The sequence below is a fragment of the Streptomyces sp. NPDC058678 genome (genome assembly GCF_042714835.1).
In the GTDB taxonomy this organism is placed as follows: Bacteria; Actinomycetota; Actinomycetes; order Streptomycetales; family Streptomycetaceae; genus Streptomyces.
Genome location: NZ_JBHXSG010000001.1, coordinates 282,206 through 301,081, shown reverse-complemented (window position 1 = coordinate 301,081; position 18,876 = coordinate 282,206). Strand labels below are relative to the sequence as shown.

General features: G+C 70.2%; 16 protein-coding genes and 1 riboswitch. Of the genes, 3 read left to right on the top strand and 13 right to left on the bottom strand.

All coding sequences use genetic code 11. From position 1 onward, the window contains the following. Positions 1–122: 122 nt before the first annotated feature. Positions 123–1,301, top strand: coding sequence for a Glu/Leu/Phe/Val dehydrogenase dimerization domain-containing protein (locus ACFWWR_RS01310; RefSeq protein WP_384301309.1), 1,179 nt, complete (start codon positions 123–125; stop codon positions 1,299–1,301). Positions 1,302–1,422: 121 nt separating this feature from the next. Then, a complete protein-coding gene (locus tag ACFWWR_RS01305; protein ID WP_383870413.1) occupies positions 1,423–2,034 on the top strand; it encodes a TetR/AcrR family transcriptional regulator in 612 nt (203 codons plus the stop codon). A gap of 177 nt (positions 2,035–2,211) precedes the next feature. On the opposite strand, the gene ACFWWR_RS01300 is transcribed toward ACFWWR_RS01305, so the two are convergent. The 4 genes from ACFWWR_RS01300 to ACFWWR_RS01285 all read right to left on the bottom strand — a co-directional run bounded on the left by ACFWWR_RS01300 (position 2,212) and on the right by ACFWWR_RS01285 (position 7,643). Next, complete coding sequence (locus tag ACFWWR_RS01300; RefSeq protein WP_383870535.1) at positions 2,212–2,997, bottom strand: SGNH/GDSL hydrolase family protein; 786 nt, start codon at positions 2,995–2,997, stop codon at positions 2,212–2,214. A 145-nt stretch (positions 2,998–3,142) separates the two neighbouring features. Beyond that, positions 3,143–3,859: a DUF6250 domain-containing protein gene (locus ACFWWR_RS01295; RefSeq protein WP_383870415.1), complete on the bottom strand. Its 717-nt coding sequence runs from the start codon at positions 3,857–3,859 to the stop codon at positions 3,143–3,145. Positions 3,860–4,109: 250 nt separating this feature from the next. Beyond that, a complete protein-coding gene (locus tag ACFWWR_RS01290; protein WP_383870418.1) occupies positions 4,110–5,102 on the bottom strand; it encodes a peptidoglycan DD-metalloendopeptidase family protein in 993 nt (330 codons plus the stop codon). Positions 5,103–5,106: 4 nt separating this feature from the next. Then, positions 5,107–5,267: riboswitch (cyclic di-AMP (ydaO/yuaA leader) on the bottom strand. Between the two features lie 303 nt (positions 5,268–5,570). After that, entirely contained in the window at positions 5,571–7,643 is a 2,073-nt protein-coding gene (locus ACFWWR_RS01285) for an alpha-galactosidase (protein WP_383870421.1), read from the bottom strand. Between the two features lie 181 nt (positions 7,644–7,824). On the opposite strand from ACFWWR_RS01285, the gene ACFWWR_RS01280 reads away from it, so the two are divergent. Then, a complete protein-coding gene (locus ACFWWR_RS01280) occupies positions 7,825–8,622 on the top strand; it encodes a tyrosine-protein phosphatase (RefSeq protein ID WP_384301307.1) in 798 nt (265 codons plus the stop codon). A gap of 4 nt (positions 8,623–8,626) precedes the next feature. Here the strand turns inward: ACFWWR_RS01280 and ACFWWR_RS01275 are convergent, their stop codons facing one another. The 9 genes from ACFWWR_RS01275 to ACFWWR_RS01235 form a co-directional block, all read right to left on the bottom strand. Further along, positions 8,627–8,749 carry a DUF6126 family protein gene (locus ACFWWR_RS01275; RefSeq protein ID WP_384301305.1) on the bottom strand — a complete coding sequence of 41 codons (123 nt, stop codon included), beginning with the start codon at positions 8,747–8,749 and terminating at the stop codon, positions 8,627–8,629. After that, a complete protein-coding gene (locus ACFWWR_RS01270) occupies positions 8,746–9,387 on the bottom strand; it encodes a helix-turn-helix domain-containing protein (protein WP_383870429.1) in 642 nt (213 codons plus the stop codon). The genes ACFWWR_RS01275 and ACFWWR_RS01270 overlap by 4 nt, the downstream gene beginning before the upstream one ends. 72 nt (positions 9,388–9,459) lie before the next feature. Continuing rightward, positions 9,460–10,878: an aspartate aminotransferase family protein gene (locus tag ACFWWR_RS01265; protein ID WP_384301303.1), complete on the bottom strand. Its 1,419-nt coding sequence runs from the start codon at positions 10,876–10,878 to the stop codon at positions 9,460–9,462. Beyond that, the gene (gene dxs, locus ACFWWR_RS01260) at positions 10,875–12,794 is read right to left on the bottom strand and encodes a 1-deoxy-D-xylulose-5-phosphate synthase (protein ID WP_384301301.1); all 1,920 of its coding nucleotides are present in this window, start codon (positions 12,792–12,794) and stop codon (positions 10,875–10,877) included. Before dxs ends, ACFWWR_RS01265 begins: the two co-directional genes overlap by 4 nt. 27 nt (positions 12,795–12,821) lie before the next feature. Next, entirely contained in the window at positions 12,822–13,979 is a 1,158-nt protein-coding gene (gene ispG, locus ACFWWR_RS01255; RefSeq protein WP_384301299.1) for a flavodoxin-dependent (E)-4-hydroxy-3-methylbut-2-enyl-diphosphate synthase, read from the bottom strand. A 4-nt stretch (positions 13,980–13,983) separates the two neighbouring features. Beyond that, the gene (gene hpnH, locus ACFWWR_RS01250) at positions 13,984–15,006 is read right to left on the bottom strand and encodes an adenosyl-hopene transferase HpnH (RefSeq protein ID WP_384301297.1); all 1,023 of its coding nucleotides are present in this window, start codon (positions 15,004–15,006) and stop codon (positions 13,984–13,986) included. A gap of 5 nt (positions 15,007–15,011) precedes the next feature. Beyond that, entirely contained in the window at positions 15,012–15,653 is a 642-nt protein-coding gene (locus ACFWWR_RS01245) for a 1-hydroxy-2-methyl-2-butenyl 4-diphosphate reductase (protein ID WP_384301295.1), read from the bottom strand. After that, positions 15,653–17,644, bottom strand: a complete 1,992-nt coding sequence (gene shc / locus ACFWWR_RS01240; protein ID WP_383870444.1) for a squalene--hopene cyclase — start codon at positions 17,642–17,644, stop codon at positions 15,653–15,655. Before shc ends, ACFWWR_RS01245 begins: the two co-directional genes overlap by 1 nt. A gap of 119 nt (positions 17,645–17,763) precedes the next feature. Next, positions 17,764–18,828, bottom strand: coding sequence for a polyprenyl synthetase family protein (locus tag ACFWWR_RS01235; RefSeq protein ID WP_384301582.1), 1,065 nt, complete (start codon positions 18,826–18,828; stop codon positions 17,764–17,766). Positions 18,829–18,876: the final 48 nt, after the last annotated feature.

Below are 18,876 nucleotides of genomic sequence, written 5' to 3'. Positions count from 1 at the left end.
GTGAGGCGTTCCATTATGGTCGCCCCCTCTGACAACCGGGTTGCACCCGTGATCCATTCCCTCGTTGACAGGACACGGCCAGCATCTGGATACTGACTCACCGTTCAGTTGGAGGAGACCGCATGACCGCCCCCCTGATGTCGCTCACCTGGACCGACCACCTCACCGGTCGTCAGGGTTTCCTGGTGGTCGACCGGCTGGTGCGCGGCGTCTCCAGCGGCGGGCTGCGCATGCGCGCGGGCTGCACTCTGGACGAGGTCGCCCAGCTCGCCCGCGGTATGACCATGAAGGAGGCCCTGCACTACAACCCGGAGGGCCGCTACGTCCCCCTCGGCGGCGCCAAGGGCGGTATCGACTGCGATCCCCGGGAGCCGGGGGCGTACGAGCTTCTGGTGCGCTACCTGCGCGCCATGCGGCCGTACGTCGAGAGCCTGTGGACCACCGGCGAGGACCTCGGCCTCAGTCAGGACCTGGTGGACCGGGCGGCCTCGGAAGCGGGACTGGTCTCTTCGATCCAGGCGGTGTATCCGCTGCTCGACGACGAGGTCACGGCCCGGCGGCGGCTCGCGGACGCCTTCGCGGTCGAGGTCGACGGCATCGGGCTCGACGAGCTGGTCGGCGGCTGCGGAGTGGCGGAGTCGGCGTTGACGGCCCTGGACCGGGCCGGCGTGGCGTATACGGGAACGCGGGTCGCCGTGCAGGGCCTGGGCACCATGGGCGGGGCCACCGCGCGCTTCCTCACGCGCGCGGGGCTCACCGTCGTGGCCGTCGCCGACATCAAGGGCACGATCGCCAACCCGGCGGGGCTCGACGTCGAGGCGCTGCTCGCGGCGCGGGACGCCCACGGCACGGTGGACCGGGCCGTGCTGCGTCCGGGCGACCGTGAACTGCCGGGTGACGCCTGGCTGTCGGCGGGCGCGGAGGTGCTGGTGCCCGCGGCCGTCTCGTACGCCGTCGACACCACGAACCAGGAGCGGATCACGGCCCGCTGGATCATCGAGGCGGCCAACATGCCGGTCCTCCCCGAGGCGGAGGAACTGCTGTCCGCGCGCGGGGTGACCGTGCTGCCGGACGTGATCGTGAACTCCGGGACGAACGCCTGGTGGTGGTGGACACTGTTCGGCGACGTCGAAGCCGACGCGGACGCGGCGTTCGCCCACACGCGCCGCTCGATGCGCGCCCTGGTCGAGCAGATGCTGGCCCGCGCGGAGACGGACGGGACGAGCCCGCGGGCGGCCGCGCACGCCATCGTCGCGGACCGGCTGCCGGTGATCGCCGAACGGTTCGGGTGGTACCGGTAGGCGCGGCCCCCGTTCCTCGGCGCGAACGGCCCTGTCAGGGGTGATGACCGGCCAGGACCGTCGCGGCCGGGAATCGCCCTCCGTCCGGCGGCCCACAAGCACCACGGATTAGGGTGACCGCGTGGCGAGAGTGCGGTTGAGCGTGGCGGAGCGGCGCGAGGAGCTGTTGCGGGCCGCGATCGAACAGATCGAGGTACGGGGCGTGGCGGCGGTCAGGATCGCCGACGTGGCCTCGGCGCTCGGTGTGAGCAACGCACTGGTGCTCTATCACTTCTCCACGAAGGAGAAACTGGTCGCCGCCGCGTTCTCGTACGCGGCCGAGGACGACCTCACCCACCTGCGCAAGCTGCTCGGCCGCCGCACCACGGCGCTGCGCCGGCTGCGGGCGGCGGTGCGCTGGTACGCCCCGACCGGCCCGGCCAAGGGCTGGCGGCTGTGGATCGAGGGCTGGGCGGCCGCGTTGCGCGAGCCCGCACTCCAGGACGTCACCCGGGACCTCGACCGGCGGTGGAAGGCCGCCCTCGCCGAGGTGATCGCCGAGGGCGTGACCGCCGGCGAGTTCCACTGCCCGGACCCGGGCGGCACGGCTCTGCGCCTCACGGCCCTGCTGGACGGGCTCGCCGTACAGCTCACGTCGTACTCGGGCGCGGTCTCGCGGGCGCGGGCACAGGAATGGGTCGACGAGGCGCTCGCCCGGGAACTCGGGCTGGCACGGGCGGCGTTGACGACCTAGCGGCGCCGAGCCCGCTGCCCCGCACGAGCCGGCCCCCGCCCGGACGAGCCGAGTGCCCAGCCGCCCCGCCCGCGGGCCGGCACGCACCGGGCACCCTCGAGCCCTGAAGCCCTGAAGCCCTGAAGCCCTGAAGCCCCCCACGCCCTAACGCACTCACGCACTCACGCACTCACGCACTCACGCCACGGAAGCGATCCGCGTCTTGATGTCGTCCGGCGACAGCCTGCCCTTGGCGGTCACGTGGTCGCCCGAGGACTCCCCGCGCAGCCGACGGCCGATCCACGGCACCAGGTACTCGCGCGCCCAGTGCACGTTGTCCCGCCGGACCTCGAGCGTGCCGCGCGGCGGCAGCGGCGGCCAGGGCTGGTCCGGGTCGGCCGGGATCTCCAGACCGAGGACCTGCCCCGCGCGCAGCGCCACGCGCGTGTGCCCGTCCGCCGACAGGTGGAGCCGGTCGCCGTCCCATGCCCGCCGGTCCTGAACGGTCTTCAGGGACCACAGGTCGAGCACCGGACAGCCGTGGCGGTCGGCGATGGCCCGCACATGTCCGTTGTAGGTGGCGATCTTGCCGCGCAGATGCTTGAGGACGGGCACGCCACGGGTGTCGAACCCGGTCGTCACCATCACCGTGCCCGCGACGGCGGTGAGCTGCACCACCGCCCGCTCGAAACGCTCGGCCACCTCGTCGGGGTCGGTGCCGGGCCGCAGGATGTCGTTGCCACCGGCACAGAAAGAGACCAGGTCAGGGGCCAGTTCGAGGGCCTGCGGAAGCTGGCCCTCCACCACCTGGTCGAGCAGTTTCCCGCGGACCGCGAGGTTCGCGTACCTGAAGTCGCCCTCGGGTCGCCGGTCCGCGAGCAGTACCGCGAACCGGTCGGCCCAGCCGACGAACGACCCGTCGGGGCCGGGGTCGCCGACGCCCTCGGTGAAGCTGTCCCCCACCGCCACGTACGACCCGATCACTGATCTGTTGTCACTCTTCGAATCGTCTGCCACGTCGGCCCATGATTCCCCTTGGGATGTGAGCTACGCGACCGTAGGAAGGGGTTGACGGGCGGTGAGATAAGCCACTCTTCAAGGATTGGTCAAAGCAGGAATAGCCCTGCCTTCACCGCTGTTGGGGCTGCAACCGCCACACCCGGAACCCGCTGATCCGGAAGTGGCTCCAGGTGGTCCGGAAGGCGAAGTGCCCGCTCGTGTAGGGCTCGGGGTCGCCGTAGTCGAAGACGAGCCTCCCGTTGTTCCACCACCGGACGCCCGAGCCGTCGGAGACGATCCGGACCCGGTTCGGCTCGTTCGGCACGAGCAGCGGCTCGGTGTAGTCGTACACGAGCGGCCGGACGCCCGCCTCTCCGACGTAGCGGCGCAGCCGGGTCGTGGTGTTGTAGTTGGCGCCGTATCCGGAGTAGTAGGTCTTGAGGTAGTCGTACTCCGCCAGCGCCCCGCCCCGCTGCGTGGCGAAAAGGTCGTCGGGGGAACGGACGTCGACGGCGTTCCAGAAGTTGTTGAGGTCGGAGACCCGGTCGTTGACCCCGCCCGCCGACACCGGAGTGGCGGTGTACTCCAGGACGTACGGGCCTTCGAGCCGTTCCTTGAACCAGACCGTCGCGCCGGCGGGCACGTCGATGTCCAGGACCCCGCGGGAGGCGGTGACGGTACCGCCCTTCTCGAGTTCCACCGCCCACCGGCCGAGACCGTGGCGGAAGTCGTCGCGGGCGATCAGCCGGCGATGACGGGGCGTGGCGCTCGCGTCGGTCGCGGGCGCGAGGGCGGCCAGGGCGGCGCCCGCGGTGAGGGCTCCGAAGGCTCTACGCGTGGTCGTCACGGGAGACGGCTCCTTCCAGGAGGGTGATCGAGGGCTTCGGCACAGACGGAGAAAGCGCTTGCACCGGTGCGGAGTTCACTGTGTCCCCTCTCTCCCCTCACTGTCGACGCTCCGTGCACCCCTGCCACAAGACCGCAACGAAGTGATCATGAGTGAGGAAGGGCGAACGCACCGAAGGCCGGACCCGGGGATCGGGGTCCGGCCTTCGGTGGTGTGTGGGGCGCCACCCTCAGGGGCGCTGGAAGGAGCGTCAGCCGACGGCCACGCCCTTCGAGCGGAGGTAGGCGACCGGGTCCACGTCCGAGCCGTAGTCGGGCGTGGTGCGGATCTCGAAGTGCAGGTGCGGACCGGTCACGTTGCCGGTGGCGCCGGAGAGGCCGACCTGCTGGCCGGCCGTCACGGACTGGCCGCTGGAGACGGAGAGCGAGGACAGGTGGGCGTACTGGGCGTAGTAGCCGTCGGCGAGCTTGATGACGACCTGGTTGCCGTACGCGCCGCCCCAGCCCGCGGAGACGACCGTGCCCGCGCCGACCGCCTTCAGGGAGGTGCCGGTTGGGACGACGAAGTCGACGCCCGTGTGGTAGCCGCTGGACCACATGCTGCCCGCCGTGCGGTAGGCGGTACCGACGGAGGCACCGCTCACCGGGAGGCTGAAGCCGCTGGAGTTGCCGGCGGTGTCGGCGCTCTGGGCGGCCGCCTCGGTCTTCGACGAGGAGGACGACTGCGACGACGCGGATGAATCAGACGAATCCGACGACTTGGACGGCTTCGACGAATCCGACGACTTGGACGAAGAAGAGGAAGAGTCCGAGGAGGACGACGACTTGGGCGTGCTCGTCGCCGCCTTCTTGCCGATCGAGAGCTTCAGGCCGGGGTGGATCAGCGACGGGTCGTCGCCGACGGCCGCGCGGTTGTCGGAGTAGAGCTTCTTCCAGCCACCGCTGACGTTCTGCTCGTCCGCGATCTTCGCGAGATAGTCACCGGCTCGCACGGAGTAGGTCTTCGCGCCCGAAGTCTGCGCGGCCTCCTGCTTTTCGGCCGCCGCCTTTTCGGCCACCTTCTGCACGGTGGCCGGAACGGACGACTGAACGGCCTTTTCCGAGACGGACTGCGGGGTGGCGGCGTGCGCGCCGGTGGCCCCGAGAAGCGGGAGCGCAAGTGCGGCGCCGCCGGTTCCGGCGACGGCGATGGAGCGAGTGAAGCGCTGGGACTTCGGTCGGCGGTGCTTACCCTTCGCGGGCATGGCGAATTCCTCTCCGGCGCCTGCGAGGTGAGCTGTCGGGTGCGGACTGGAGATGCCCGGCCGTACCGAAGTACGACTTAACCCCTAGCCGTTCCGGAGACCGGAACAGGCGTTGTACCTGTGGGTCCCCCGCTCCTGCCGTGTACGGGTGGGTGTGTGCGGGTTCCGGGCGGCGGCAGGATTGGGCGTCCGTCCGGATGAGTGGTGAACGTAAGCGACCAGGACGCAAAGGGACAAGTAAGTGGTTGCCCCCGAATACCTTTCTGTTGGTCACCTGAGAGAATTCCCGGTCACACTGAGTGCATTAGGGGACTGCCCTTTTGGCCAAACACCCATGAAAAGCGTGTTGATTACGTGAACATGACGGGCAACGCACGGTCACGAATATGACGCTCCTCACGTGGCCGCCCCCCAGGCGCCTTTGCTCCGACCGGAGTTGGAACGAAGGCGCCATTTCAGACAGAAACCCTAGATACGACGCAGGCGGAGAATCGTCGCATCCAGGTCACCGCGCACCTGCGTCCGCAGTCCGTGATGCAGCAGTACGGCACCTCTGTGAACTTCGCCCGTTTCGCGGCATTCATACGACGCTGACGGGTCGAGGCCTCGCAGTCGCAGCGCCGGCACGGGCTCGCCGTAGCGCTGCGCTTGGAGCCAGGCCAGGACGACGGCCTCGTCGCCCAGCACGTACTGCACCGCGCTCAGCCCGCCCTCCGGGGGCCGCAGCCGGTAGAGGTCGCCGCGCTGCACGAGGGGCCGGATCTCCTTGTAGAGAGCCACCCAGTCACCGGCCTCGGCGAGCTCCTCCTCGGTCCACTCGGCGAGGTCCCCGCCGACGCCGAGCACCCCGGCCATGGCGCTCACGAAGCGGAACCGCAGCGAGCTGACCCGGCCGTTGAGCTGGGTGTTGGGGCTGTCGGTGACCCAGGCGGCCATGACCCGGGCGGGGTGGACCTGACTGAAGCCGTGCTGGATGGCGAGCCGGTCGAGCGGGTCGGTGTTGTCGGAGGTCCACACCTGGTCCGTACGGCTCATCACGCCGAGGTCGATCCGGCCGCCGCCGCCCGAGCAGGACTCGAAGGCGACGCCCGGGTGGGCGGCCCGCAGCCGGTCCAACAGGCGGTACAGGGCGTGCACGTGGTCGACCCACAGGCGCTGCGGATAGGACTCGCCGGGCCAGCCCGCGTCGGTGAAGCAGCGGTTGAAGTCCCACTTCACGTAGTCGATCGGGGCACTGGAGAGGAGCTCGTGGAGCTGCCCCCAGAGGTATTCCTGGACGTCCTCGCGCGCGAGGTTCAGTACGAGTTGATTGCGCAGTTCCGTCCGCTTTCGTCCCGACTGGTACTGCACCCAGTCCGGGTGAGCCCGGTACAGCTCGCTGTCCGGGTTGACCATCTCCGGCTCGACCCAGATGCCGAACCGCATACCGAGGGCGTGCACGTAGTCGCCGAGCGGCTTGAGGCCGCCGGGGAAGCGGTCGGGGTTGGGCTTCCAGTCGCCGAGCCCGGCGCGGTCGCTGGTGCGGGCTCCGAACCAGCCGTCGTCGACGACGAACAGCTCGACGCCGATCGCCGCGGCCCGCCGCGCCAGCACCCCCTGCTGCTCCTCGGAGATGTCGAACTCCGTGGCCTCCCAGGAGTTGAACAGCACCGGCCGGTCCTGGTCCGCGTCCGGGATCACATACGCACGCTGGTACGCGTGCCAGGCGCGGCTCGCCCCGCCGAAGCCGCCGTCGCTCCACAGGCCGGCGAACACGGGCGTCGTGAAGGACTCCCCCGCCGCCAGCCGCAGCAGGCCGGAGTCGTCGTACCCGGCCCCGCCGGTGATCTGCACGCGGGCGTCCGGGAGTTGGGCCACGGCGATCCGCCAGGACCCGGACCAGCCGAGGGCGCAGCCGTAGACCTCGCCGCGCTCCTCGGTGGCGTCGGTGTCGAGCGCGACCCAGGGCAGGTGCTGGTGTCCGGTGTGGCCGCGGCGGCTGCCGATGACCTTCTCACCGTAGGTGAGGGGGGAGCGCACGAGCCGGGACTCCGCGGCCCAGCGGCCGTGCAGCTGGGACAGCCGCCAGCCGTCGCGGTCGGGCAGGGTCCAGACGGCGGAGTCGGCGCGCAGGAGCTCCCGGGCCGGCCCGTCGTTGTCCAGGGTCACCCAGCGTTCGAGGACGTCGTGGCGCATCCGGTAGTGCAGCGTGATCGCCAGCCCGCCGTCGCGGAACCGCAGCCGCAGTCCGTCGTCCTCGGCACGCTCGTACGCCTCGAAGCGCCACTCGGTGCCGCGCCCCTCCTCCGTGCGCACCGACAGGGCGGGCCGGACGAAGCGGGGACCACCCTCGACGGGGTACTCCTCGCGGCCGTCGAGCGGGGACTCGAAGGGCCAGTAGTCGGGCAGCGGGCGGACAGCGAGCGCCTCGGCGTCGGCGAGGGCGATCCGTGGCCCCCAGTGCAGGTGCAGGAGCTCGTCGTCAGCGGTGAGGTGGACGGCGTAACCGCTGGTCGGCCCCGACAGGAGCCATGTGCGGCCGTTCTCGGCGATCTCCAGCATGCAGTCCCTCACAGATTCGAACAGGCACGAACAGGTGCACTCAAGCCCCAACATCATCAAGGTGCGCGAGCCCTCCGTGCAACGCCTGTGGACAACTCATTGCCCCAGGAACCCATGTCGTATCGTCGAGTGGGTGCCCGTCGCCGAGCCGCGTCGGCGGGACGGAGTGGGAGGAGCTTTCGTGACGCAGCAGGTCCCGTCGACCGAACCGCAGCTGGCCGCAGTGCGCAACTTCCGGGACGTGGGCGGGCTGCCGACGGTGGACGGACGGCGGGTGCGGCACGGAGTGCTGTTCCGCAGCGGCCACCTCGCGCACGCGACGGAGGAGGACCGCGCGTTCCTCGAGTCCCTGGGCCTGCACACGATCTTCGACTTCCGCAATGCCGCGGACCAGAAGCTGGAGGGTCCCGACGTCGAACTGCGGGGCGTGCGGAATGTGAACCTGCCGCTGAGCGACCCGGCGGACGGCGCGGAGTTCTGGAAGATGGTCCGCGACGGCGACCTCGACCAGCTGCGCGAGCTGCTGTCCGACGGCAGGGCCGCCAACCGGATGATCGCGTCGTACCGCATGATCATCAAGGAGCGCACCGCCGAGCACTCCCGCGTGCTGTACTCGGTCGCCGAGGACAGCGTCCCGGTGCTGATGCACTGCGCGGCCGGCAAGGACCGCGCCGGGCTGTCGATAGCGGTGACGCTGCTGGCCCTGGGCGTGGAGCGGGAGGCGATCGTCACCGACTACCTGAAGTCGAACGCCAGGCACCGCCGCTACAAGGTGCGCCGCAGCAGCAGCGCAGCCTCGGCCTACTCCCCCGAGGTCATGGAACTGCTCAGCCCCCTGTTCGACGCGCGCGCCGAGTATCTGGCGACGGCCTTCGACACCATCGACGAGACGTGGGGCAGCGTGGAGACGTACCTGGAGCAGGGGCTCGGAGTCACTCCGGCGATCCGGGAGCGGCTGCGGGAGCGCCTGCTCGACTGAGCGCTCACTGTTGGGCCCCCAGCGCGAACAGCAGATAGACGAAGGCCGCGAACAGGTGCCCCACCGCCAGGTAGATGATCAGCCGCACCCACAGGGCGCGGGGGAACTTCTCCTCAATGTTGCTCATGGCATGTCTCCGATGGTGGGGCCCAGGCACAGCGCGGCCGTGGGGCTCTGCAGCAGGGTGTGGACGAACAGGAGCTCCACCCCGCCGCGGTCCTCGGCGACGATGCGGTGCGGGGTCAGCGAGTCGAAGTGGGCGCTGTCGCCCGTCGCGAGCAGGTGCGTGGTGTCCCCGAGGCGCAGCCGCAGCCGCCCTTCGAGGACGTACAGCCACTCCTCGCCGGGGTGCACGCGCACGATGTCGCCCTGGGAGCCGTAGGGCACGTGGACCCGCAGGGCCTGCATGCCACGGCCGGGTGCGCCGGCCTGCCAGTAGGTCCAGCCGCCCGCCCCGGTCGGCTCCATGTCGGCGGCGCGCACCACGGCGTCCCGGTCGGCGACCGTCTCGCCGAGCAGTTCCGAGACCGTCGTACCGTAGATCCGGGCGAGACCCAGCAACATCGGCAGCGAGGGCTGGCGCTGCCCGGTCTCCAGCCGGGAGAGGTGGGCGGGCGACAGACCGGCGGCGCGGGCCGCGGCCTCCAGGGTGAGGGAGGCACGGCGGCGCAGGGCACGCAACTGCGGTGCCACCAGTGGGATCGCCTCGACAGAGGGCGCAGGTGGCCCGGACGGCCCGGGGGGCTCAAACTCGGGAGAGCTCATGCTCTCCATTCAGCCCGAGCCTTGCCTCTGCGGCAAGTTTCTTGCCTCAGAGGCAAAATCCCAGGAGCGCCCCTACCGGTTGGCAACCGCCTGTTTGATCAGCGTCTTGCTGAAGTCCCACATCAGACCGCCACCACTGTGCGCGTCGTCCATCACGTCCGTGAAGGCGTCGACGAACCGGTCCACCTCCCGTTCCCCGATGATCAGCGGCGGGATCAGCTTGATCACCTCCAGATGATCGCCGGACACCTGGGTGAGGATCCGGTGGCGCTGCAGCAGCGGCACGACGACCATCTGCGCGAACAACCCCTTGCGGGCGGCCTGCAGCATGGCCCAACGGCTGCGCAGCTTGAGCGACTTGGGCCGGCCGAACTCGATGCCGATCATCAGGCCGCGGCCGCGCACGTCGGCGAGCAGCTCGTACTTGTCGATCAGTGCGGTCAGCCGGGACTTCAGCTGCTCCCCGGTCGCCCGGGCGCCCGCCACGACCTGCTCGTTCTCCATGACGGAGAGCACGGCGAGGCCCGCCGCCATTGCCTGCGCGTTGGAGCCGAAGCTCGCGGAGTGGACCAGCACCCGGTCCATCGACGAGTAGACCTTCTTGAAGATCCAGTCCTTGCCGAGGGTGGCGCCGACCGGCACATAGCCGCCGGAGAGCGCCTTGGCCACGCACACCAGGTCGGGCTCGACGCCGTCCTCGTGCTGGTAGGCGTAGAAGTCGCCGGTGCGGCCGAGGCCGGTCTGCACCTCGTCCAGGATCAGCAGCGCCTTGTGCTTGTGCAGCAGTTCCTGGGCGGCGCGCAGGTAGCCGGGCGGGGCCTCGTGCACGCCCTTGCCCTGGATGGGCTCGACGACGAGGGCGGCGACGTCGCCCTTCTTCAACTCCCTCGCCAGGGCGTCGAGATCGCCGAGCGGGAGCGCAGTGTCGGGCAGCAGCGGGGCGAAGCCGTCCCGGAAACCGTCCTCGCCGTTGACCGACAGGGACCCGGTGGTCAGGCCGTGGAAGGCGTGGTCGCAGTACAGGATGCGCGGCTTTCCGGTGGCGTAACGGGCGAACTTCAGCGCGCCCTCGACCGCCTCCGTACCGCTGTTGCCGAAGAACACCCGGTCCAGGTGCGGACTGTGCGCGAGCAGCTTCTCGGCCAGCAGCCCGGGCAGCGGCTGGCAGTCGAAGCGGGTGAGGTCGGCGAGCTGGGCGTCGAGGACGTCGTGCAGCGCCTTGCGGACGACGGGGTGGTGGCGCCCCAGGCCCATCACCCCGAACCCGGCGAGCATGTCGAGGTAGTCGTTGCCGTCCGCGTCCCAGAAATACGGGCCCTCGGCGCGCTCGTAGACCTTGTCGAAGCCGATGGTGTGCAGCATGCGCGGCAGCTGGTGGTTGAGGTGTCTGGAGTGCAGCTCGTAGCGCTCGGCTCCGCGCTCGGCCAGCAGCGCGCCGAGGTCGAACTCCCCGGCCTGCGAGGAGGACGACGCGGATTTGGCGGTTGTCATGCCTGTTTCTCCTTGGACAACTCTTCAGGGGCGGCCGGGCACGCTTCTTTGACGGCGAGGCTCGCGCTGATCCGTCCGGCGACCTCGACGGGCGTGAGGCCGACGTCGGCGAGCACCTCGCCCCGTTTGGCGTGCGGGAGGAACTGTTCCGGTATGCCGAACCGCCGTACCGGGACGTCGACTTCGGCGTCCCCGAGGGCGAGCGCCACCGCGGCGCCGACCCCGGAGGCCCGGCTGTTGTCCTCGACGACGGCGACCAGCCGGTGCTCGGCCGCGAGGCCCGGGAGCGCCGGGTCGACGGGCTTGACCCACCGCGGGTCGACGACCGTGCAGTCGATGCCGCGTGCCTCCAGCAGTTCGGCGGCCTGCAGGCAGACGGGCGCCATCACGCCGACGGCCACGAGGAGCACCTCGGGGGTCTGCGAGCCACGGTGCAGGACGTCCAGCCCGCCCACCCGGTCGATCGCCGGGACGGACGGCCCCACCGACTCCTTCGGGAAGCGCACCAGCGTCGGCGCGTCGTCCACCGCGACCGCCTCCCTGAGCTGCGCCCGCAGCTGGTCGGCGTCGCGTGGCGCGGCGATCCTGAGGCCGGGGACGACCTGGAGGATCGACATGTCCCACATGCCGTTGTGGGAGGCGCCGTCGACACCGGTGACGCCGGCCCGGTCCAGCACGAACGTGACGCCGCACCGGTGCAGGGCGACATCCATCAGGAGCTGGTCGAAGGCGCGGTTCAGGAACGTCGCGTAGACGGCGACGACCGGATGCAGCCCGCCCGTGGCGAGGCCGGCCGCGGACACGGCGGCGTGCTGCTCGGCGATGCCGACGTCCCACACCCGGTCCGGGAAACGGGCCGCGAACTTGCCGAGCCCCACCGGGTGCAGCATCGCCGCAGTGATCGCCACGACGTCGTCGCGCTCCTCTCCGATCCGCACGATCTCGTCCCCGAACACCGAGGTCCAGGACGGCCCGCCCGAGGGCGCGAGCGGCTCGCAGGTGAGCGGGTCCATCACACCGACGGTGTGGAAGTGGTCCTCCTCGTGGGCGAGGGCGGGTTCGTAGCCACGGCCCTTCTCGGTCAGACAGTGGATCAGCACCGGCCCGTGGAAGCGTTTCGCGCGCCTGAGCGCCGACTCGACGGCCCCCAGGTCGTGCCCGTCGATCGGGCCGACGTACTTGAGGCCGAGGTCCTCGAACATGCCCTGCGGTGCGAAGGCGTCCTTGAAGCCCTTCTTGGCGCCGTGCAGTGACTCGTAGACCGTGCTGCCGACCAGCGGAGTCCGCAGCAGCACGTCCTTCCCCCAGGCCAGCACCTTCTCGTAGCCGTCGGTCGTGCGCAGGGTGGCCAGGTGGTTGGCGAGGCCGCCGATGGTGGGCGCGTACGACCGCTCGTTGTCGTTGACGACGATGATCAGCGGCCGGTCCTTGGCGGCCGCGATGTTGTTGAGCGCCTCCCAGGCCATGCCGCCGGTCAGCGCGCCGTCGCCGATCACCGCGACGACGTGCCCCTTCTCCCCCTGCACCTGGCGGGCCTTGGCGAGCCCGTCGGCCCAGCCGAGCGCGGTGGAGGCGTGACTGTTCTCGATGACGTCGTGCTCGGACTCCTCGCGCGAGGGATAGCCGGACAGGCCGCCCTTGCTGCGCAGCTTGGAGAAGTCCTGACGTCCGGTCAGCAGTTTGTGTACGTAGCTCTGGTGGCCGGTGTCCCACAGGATGCGGTCGGCGGGCGACTCGAAGACCCGGTGGAGGGCGATGGAGAGTTCCACCACTCCCAGGTTGGGTCCGAGGTGACCGCCGGTCCTGGCGACCGCGTGCACCAGGAACTCACGTATCTCTTCGGACAGTTCGCCGAGTTCCGCCTCGGACAGCGCCTTCAGGTCGCGTGGTCCCCGGATGTTCTCCAGAATCGTCACGTCGGGCCCCCTATCGGTCCGTGCTGTTCAGCTCACGGTGACGGCCGGCTCCCCCGAGGCGACGCCGTCCTGCTCCATCTGTGCGGCGATCTTCATCGCCTCTTCGATCAAGGTCTCCACGATCTTCGACTCGGGGACGGTCTTGATGACCTCGCCCTTCACGAAGATCTGCCCCTTGCCGTTCCCGGAGGCGACGCCCAGATCGGCCTCGCGCGCCTCTCCCGGGCCGTTCACCACGCATCCCATGACGGCGACCCGCAGCGGCACCTCCATGCCCTCCAGGCCCGCCGTCACCTCGTCGGCCAGCTTGTAGACGTCGACCTGGGCACGCCCGCAGGACGGACACGACACGATTTCCAGCCGCCGCTGTTTCAGGTTCAGCGACTCGAGGATCTGGAGGCCGACCTTGACCTCCTCGGCGGGCGGGGCCGACAGCGACACCCGGATGGTGTCGCCGATGCCCTGGCTCAGCAGGGCACCGAAGGCCACGGCCGACTTGATGGTCCCCTGGAAGGCGGGACCGGCCTCCGTGACACCCAGGTGCAGCGGGTAGTCGCACCTCTCGGCGAGCAGCCGATAGGCGTTCACCATCACCACGGGGTCGTTGTGCTTGACGGAGATCTTGATGTCCCGGAAGCCGTGCTCCTCGAACAGCGAGGCCTCCCACAGGGCCGACTCCACCAGCGCCTCGGGCGTGGCCTTGCCGTACTTCTGCAGCAGCCGCCGGTCCAGGGAACCCGCGTTGACCCCGATCCGGATCGGCGTGCCGTGATCCCCCGCGGCCCGCGCGATCTCCTTCACCTTGTCGTCGAACTGCTTGATGTTGCCGGGATTGACCCGTACGGCCGCACAGCCGGCCTCGATCGCGGCGAACACGTACTTCGGCTGGAAGTGGATGTCCGCGATCACCGGGATCTGCGACTTGCGCGCGATGACCGCGAGCGCGTCCGCGTCGTCCTGCGTGGGGCAGGCGACCCGGACGATCTGGCAGCCGGACGCGGTGAGTTCCGCGATCTGCTGCAGGGTGGCGCCGATGTCGGACGTACGGGTCGTCGTCATCGACTGGACCGACACCGGGGCCCCGCCCCCGACCGCCACCGGCCCGACCTGGATCTGCCGCGACACGCGCCGCTCGGCGATCGGCCGGACCGGTACCTCGGGGACGCCCAAGGAGACGGCGGTCATGGCCTCACTCCCGGTTTCCGGAGACCGTCTCACGCATGGCGCGCAGCGACTCCTTGAGGGAACCCATGGTGGCGAGGACGGCGGTGGGCTCGTAGCCGCAGTGCGCCATGCAGTTGGCGCAGCGCGGGTCCTTGCCGCGGCCGTACTTGTCCCAGTCGGTCTCCTCGATGAGTTCGCGGTACGTCGGGACGTACCCGTCGCTCATCAGGTAGCAGGGGCGCTGCCAGCCGAAGAGCGAGTAGTTCGGGATCGCCCAGGCCGTGCACGGGAAGTCGACCTTGCCCTCCAGGAAGTCCAGGAAGAGCGGGGAGTGGTTCAGCCGCCAGCGGCGCCGGTTGCCGCCCGAGAAGGCCTTCTTGAACAGCTCACGGGTCTGCTCGACGCCCAGGAAGTGCTCCTGGTCGGGCGCCTTCTCGTAGGCGTAGGCGGGGGAGATCATCATCTCGTCGACGTGGAGGTCGTCGTTGAGGAAGTTGAGCACCTCGATGATGGTCTGCGGGGTGTCCGTGTTGAAGAAGGTCGAGTTGGTGGTGACCCGGAAGCCGCGCTTCTTGGCCTCCTTGATCGCCTCCACGGCCTCGTCGAACACACCCTCCTTCGCCACCGACGCGTCGTGCCGCTCCCGCAGCCCGTCGATGTGCACGGCGAAGGCGAAGTAGGGAGAGGGCTTGAACTTGTCCATCTTCTTGCGCAGCAGCATGGCGTTGGTGCAGAGGAAGACGTACTTCTTCCTCGCCACCAACTGCCGCACGATCTCGTCGATCTGAGGGTGCATCAGCGGCTCACCGCCGGCGATGGACACCATCGGCGCACCGGATTCCAGCACCGCCCCGACGGCCTGGGCCACCGGCATGCGCTGCTTGAGCACCCCGGCGGGGTGCTGGATCTTGCCGCAGCCCTCGCATGCGAGGTTGCACGCGAAAAGGGGTTCCAGTTCCACGATGAGCGGGAACTTGTCCCGCTTGCGGATCTTCTGTTCGGCCAAGTATGTAGCGACCTTGATGGACTGACGCAGCGGCATGGCCATCTGGCTCACCTCCTGGGGAGCAGCAAGGAACGGTGCCATTCGTAGAAAGCGGGAAGGACGGAACGAAGGACGCGGAAGGCTGATATTCCACCGCGCACCGTGCCGATCCGGACGAGTTCATGTTCTGGAGCGTCCACGACCACCCGGACGGCCGCAACAGGGCGCTCGCCCGCGCGGACGGCGCTCAGAAGCGTGGCCGCGGACTCCATGTCGACCGCGATCGCGCCGGTGGCGAGCAGATCCGACCGTTCGTGACCACGCACGACGTGATCGGAGCCGGTGAGCGGCCCGGTGTGGACGGTGCGTCCGGGCAGCGTCCGTACGAGCTCCTTGACGAGCAGGTCCGTCCCGACGCACGGGACGGTGCCGCGTGGGTCCCGGGTCTCGTCGGCGACCACCAGGTCGCCGGGGTGCATGCCGGGGGCCAGCCCCGCGCAGAAGCCCGTGGCCAGTACGGCGGCCTCGCCGAGCGCCGGGTCGGCCAGCACCCGGGTCACGGAGCGCTCGGCCGCGGCCGGCCCCATGCCCGTGCGCAGGACGGTGACCGGCCCGTCGGCGCCGCCGCGGTCGCCGCTGCGCAGCGCCAGGTGCTCGATGCCGAGCGCGCAGGCCACGAGGAGCGGGACCGGAGCGGACTGGGTGCTCATCAGCCCCCCTTGACCCCGGAGAACGGCTCTCCGTGGACGTACCGGCCGAGTGCGGTGAGCGGGAACACCTGGCGGTAGAGGTGGTAGTTGATGGAGAAGTCCCAGGGGAAGCCGGTGCCGGTGAAGTACGGCTCGTCCCAGGAACCGTCCTCGCGCTGCGTGCTCGCGAGCCACTCGACGCCACGCTCCACGGACTTGGCGTCCTTCTCCCCGGCCGCCAGCAGGGCCATCAGCGCCCACGCCGTCTGCGAGGCGGTGGAGGCACCCCGCCCGCTCCATTCCTTGGCGTACTTGTAGGAGCGCAAATCCTCGCCCCAGCCGCCGTCGTCGTTCTGCACGGCCTCCAGCCAGGTGACCGCGCGGCGGATCGCCGGGTGCGAGGCGGGGATTCCGGCGGCGGTCAGGGCGGGTACGACGGACCCGGTGCCGTAGACGTAGTTGACGCCCCAGCGTCCGAACCACGAGCCGTCCGGCTCCTGTTCGGCGAGCAGCCACTCGATGCCGCGCCGGGTGCGCGGGTCGTGCGAGAGCCCCTCGACGGCCAGCATCTCGACGACGTGCGCGGTGACGTCCGCCGACGGCGGGTCGATGACCTCTCCGAAGTCGCAGAACGGCAGCCGGTTGGGGAACGGGCTGGTGTTGTCGACGTCGAAGGCACCCCACCCGCCGTTCCTCGACTGCATCCCGAGGTTCCAGCGCACTCCGCGCCCGATCGCGTTCTCCACCCGGTCCGGGTCGTGGTGTCTGACGCGGCGCAGCGCGAGGACGACCTCGGCGGTGTCGTCGATGTCGGGGTAATTGTCGTTGTGGAACTCGAACGCCCATCCGCCGGGCGGCAGTTGGGGGCGCTTGACCGCCCAGTCGCCGGGTCGCACGATCTCCTCGCCGAGCATCCAGTCCGCCGCCTTGACGAGCTGCGGATGGTCGGCGGGCACCCCGGCGTCGGCGAGCGCGATGGTCGCCAGACAGGTGTCCCAGACCGGAGACTGGCACGCCTCGATCATCCGGGACCCGTCCTCGCGCCAGATGGCGAAACGGTCCAGCGACTCGAGCCCCGCACGCATCACGGGGTGTTCGAGGTCGTAGCCGAGCAGGTGCAGGGCGATGACCGAGTACACGGCGGGCGGCTGGATGCCGCCCCAGCAGCCGTCGTTCTCCTGCCGCTCGATGATCCAGCGGGCGGCGCTGTTCATCGCGGCTCTGCGCAGTCGGCGCGGCGCGACCTTGCGCAGGGCGTGCAGCGTCTTGTCCAGGCGCTGGAAGGCACCGTCCCAACTCGCCACCGGAGCAAGGGGCTTGAGCGGGTTGGGGTCCGCCGGGTCGGTGTGCAGTTCGTCGAGGGGGAAGGGCGCGGGCCGTACCGGCCGCTTCGCGGAGACGATCGTCAGCGGGACGATGGTCTGCCGGGCCCAGCACCCGAAGTCGTAGATGTTGAGCGGCAGCCAGGTGGGGAAGTAGATGAGTTCCGGCGGGAGTTCGGGCAGGTCCTCCCACTTCCACCAGCCGAACAGGGCCAGCCAGATCCGGGTGAAGACCCGGGCGGCGGCGATGCCGCCCCGCGCACGGATCCAGGCGGACGCCTTCGCCATGTGCGGCGCGTCCGGCGCGTCCCCGGCCAGGCGGAGGGCGACATACGCCTCGATGGTGGTGGAGAGTTCCCCGGGTCCACCGTAGAAGGAGGCCCAGGCGCCGTCCTCGCGCTGCTCGCCGCGGATGAAGAGGGCGGCTGCGTGGGTGGTGGACTCGTCGCGGATACCGAGAAACTGGCGCAGCAGCAGATCCTCGGCGTCCATCGTGACGTTGGTCTCGAGGTCGCCCTTCCACCAGCCCTCGGCGTCCTGCCTCGACAGCAGGAAGTCGGTGGCGCGTTGCACGGCGCGAACGGCGGCGTCGTGCACCCCGGCCGCCACGGGGGTGTTGATGTCGGTTTCGCTGGCCGCGGCAGCGCGGGGCGGCAGGGCCCCGGTGCTTCCGTCGGTCGTCGCTGTCATGGCTTCCCCTTCGTGCAGTGTGCATACGGTGCGTCTGCTGTGGGTCCGCCGTCGGCCGGTGCTCGTCTTCCTCGCAACACCGGCCGGCGACTACGCGAGGGCTATTCGACCGATAGTGATCATCTCTTTCGTACGACGACGAAGTCGGCGAGTGCCGTGAACTGCGCCCGCACCCGGTCGGGCATGTCGACGGCATCGAGGGCTTCGATGGCGATGGTGTGCTGACGCCGTGCTTCCGCGGCGGTCCACTCGCGGCCGCCCGCCTCCTCGATGAGGGCGGCGCGGGCCGCGAACTCCTCCTCCGAGAAGTTCTCGAAGTCGCTGCTCTTGGCGTCGGCGGCGAGCAGCTCGCCGAGCCGCTCAGAAGCGGCACCGCCCGCCGCGAGCGCGGCCACGACCGGCAGGGACTTCTTGCGCTGGCGCAGGTCGCTCCAGGTCTGCTTGCCGGTGGAGACCGGGTCGCCCCAGATGCCGAGCAGGTCGTCGACGGCCTGGAAGGCGAGGCCCAGGTGGTAGCCGTACTTCTCCAGGGTGTCGGCGGTGCGGTCGTCCGCGCCGCCGAGCACCGCGCCGATGGAGCTGGCGCAGGCCAGCAGGGCGCCGGTCTTGTTGCCCTCCATCTCCAGGCACTCCTCGACGCTGACGCGGTCGCGGTGCTCGTAGGAGATGTCCTGCGCCTGACCGTCGATGAGGGCACGGGTGGCGGTGGTCAGACGGCGGGTCGCCCGTCCGGCCTCCGCCGTGCCGAGCTCCAGGAGGACCTCGTTGGCCAGCGCGAACAGGGCGTCACCGACCAGGATGGCCTGGGCGGGACCGTGCACCTTCCAGACCGTGTCGCGGTGCCGGCGCTGTTCGTCGCCGTCCATCAGGTCGTCGTGCAACAGCGAGAAGTTGTGGACCAGCTCCACGGCGACGGCGCCGGGGATGCCGGCCTCGGGCGAGGCGCCGGTGACCTCCGCGGAGAGCACCGCGAGGGCGGGACGTACGGCCTTGCCGCCGTCCCCGTCCGCGGGGTTGCCCTCGGCGTCGATCCAGCCGAAGTGGTAGGCGGCAACAGTGTCCATGGGAGGTGCCAGGCGGTCGATGGCCGCCCGCAGTACCGGCGTGGCAAGGGTCCGGCCGCGCTCCAGGAGCGCGGTCACGTCCACCGCGGTCCTCCGAGCGGCCTTCGAGGCCGGGGGCACAGTGGGCACAGTCTCTCCTCTTGTTGCGGTACCGAAGGTGCGGGGGCC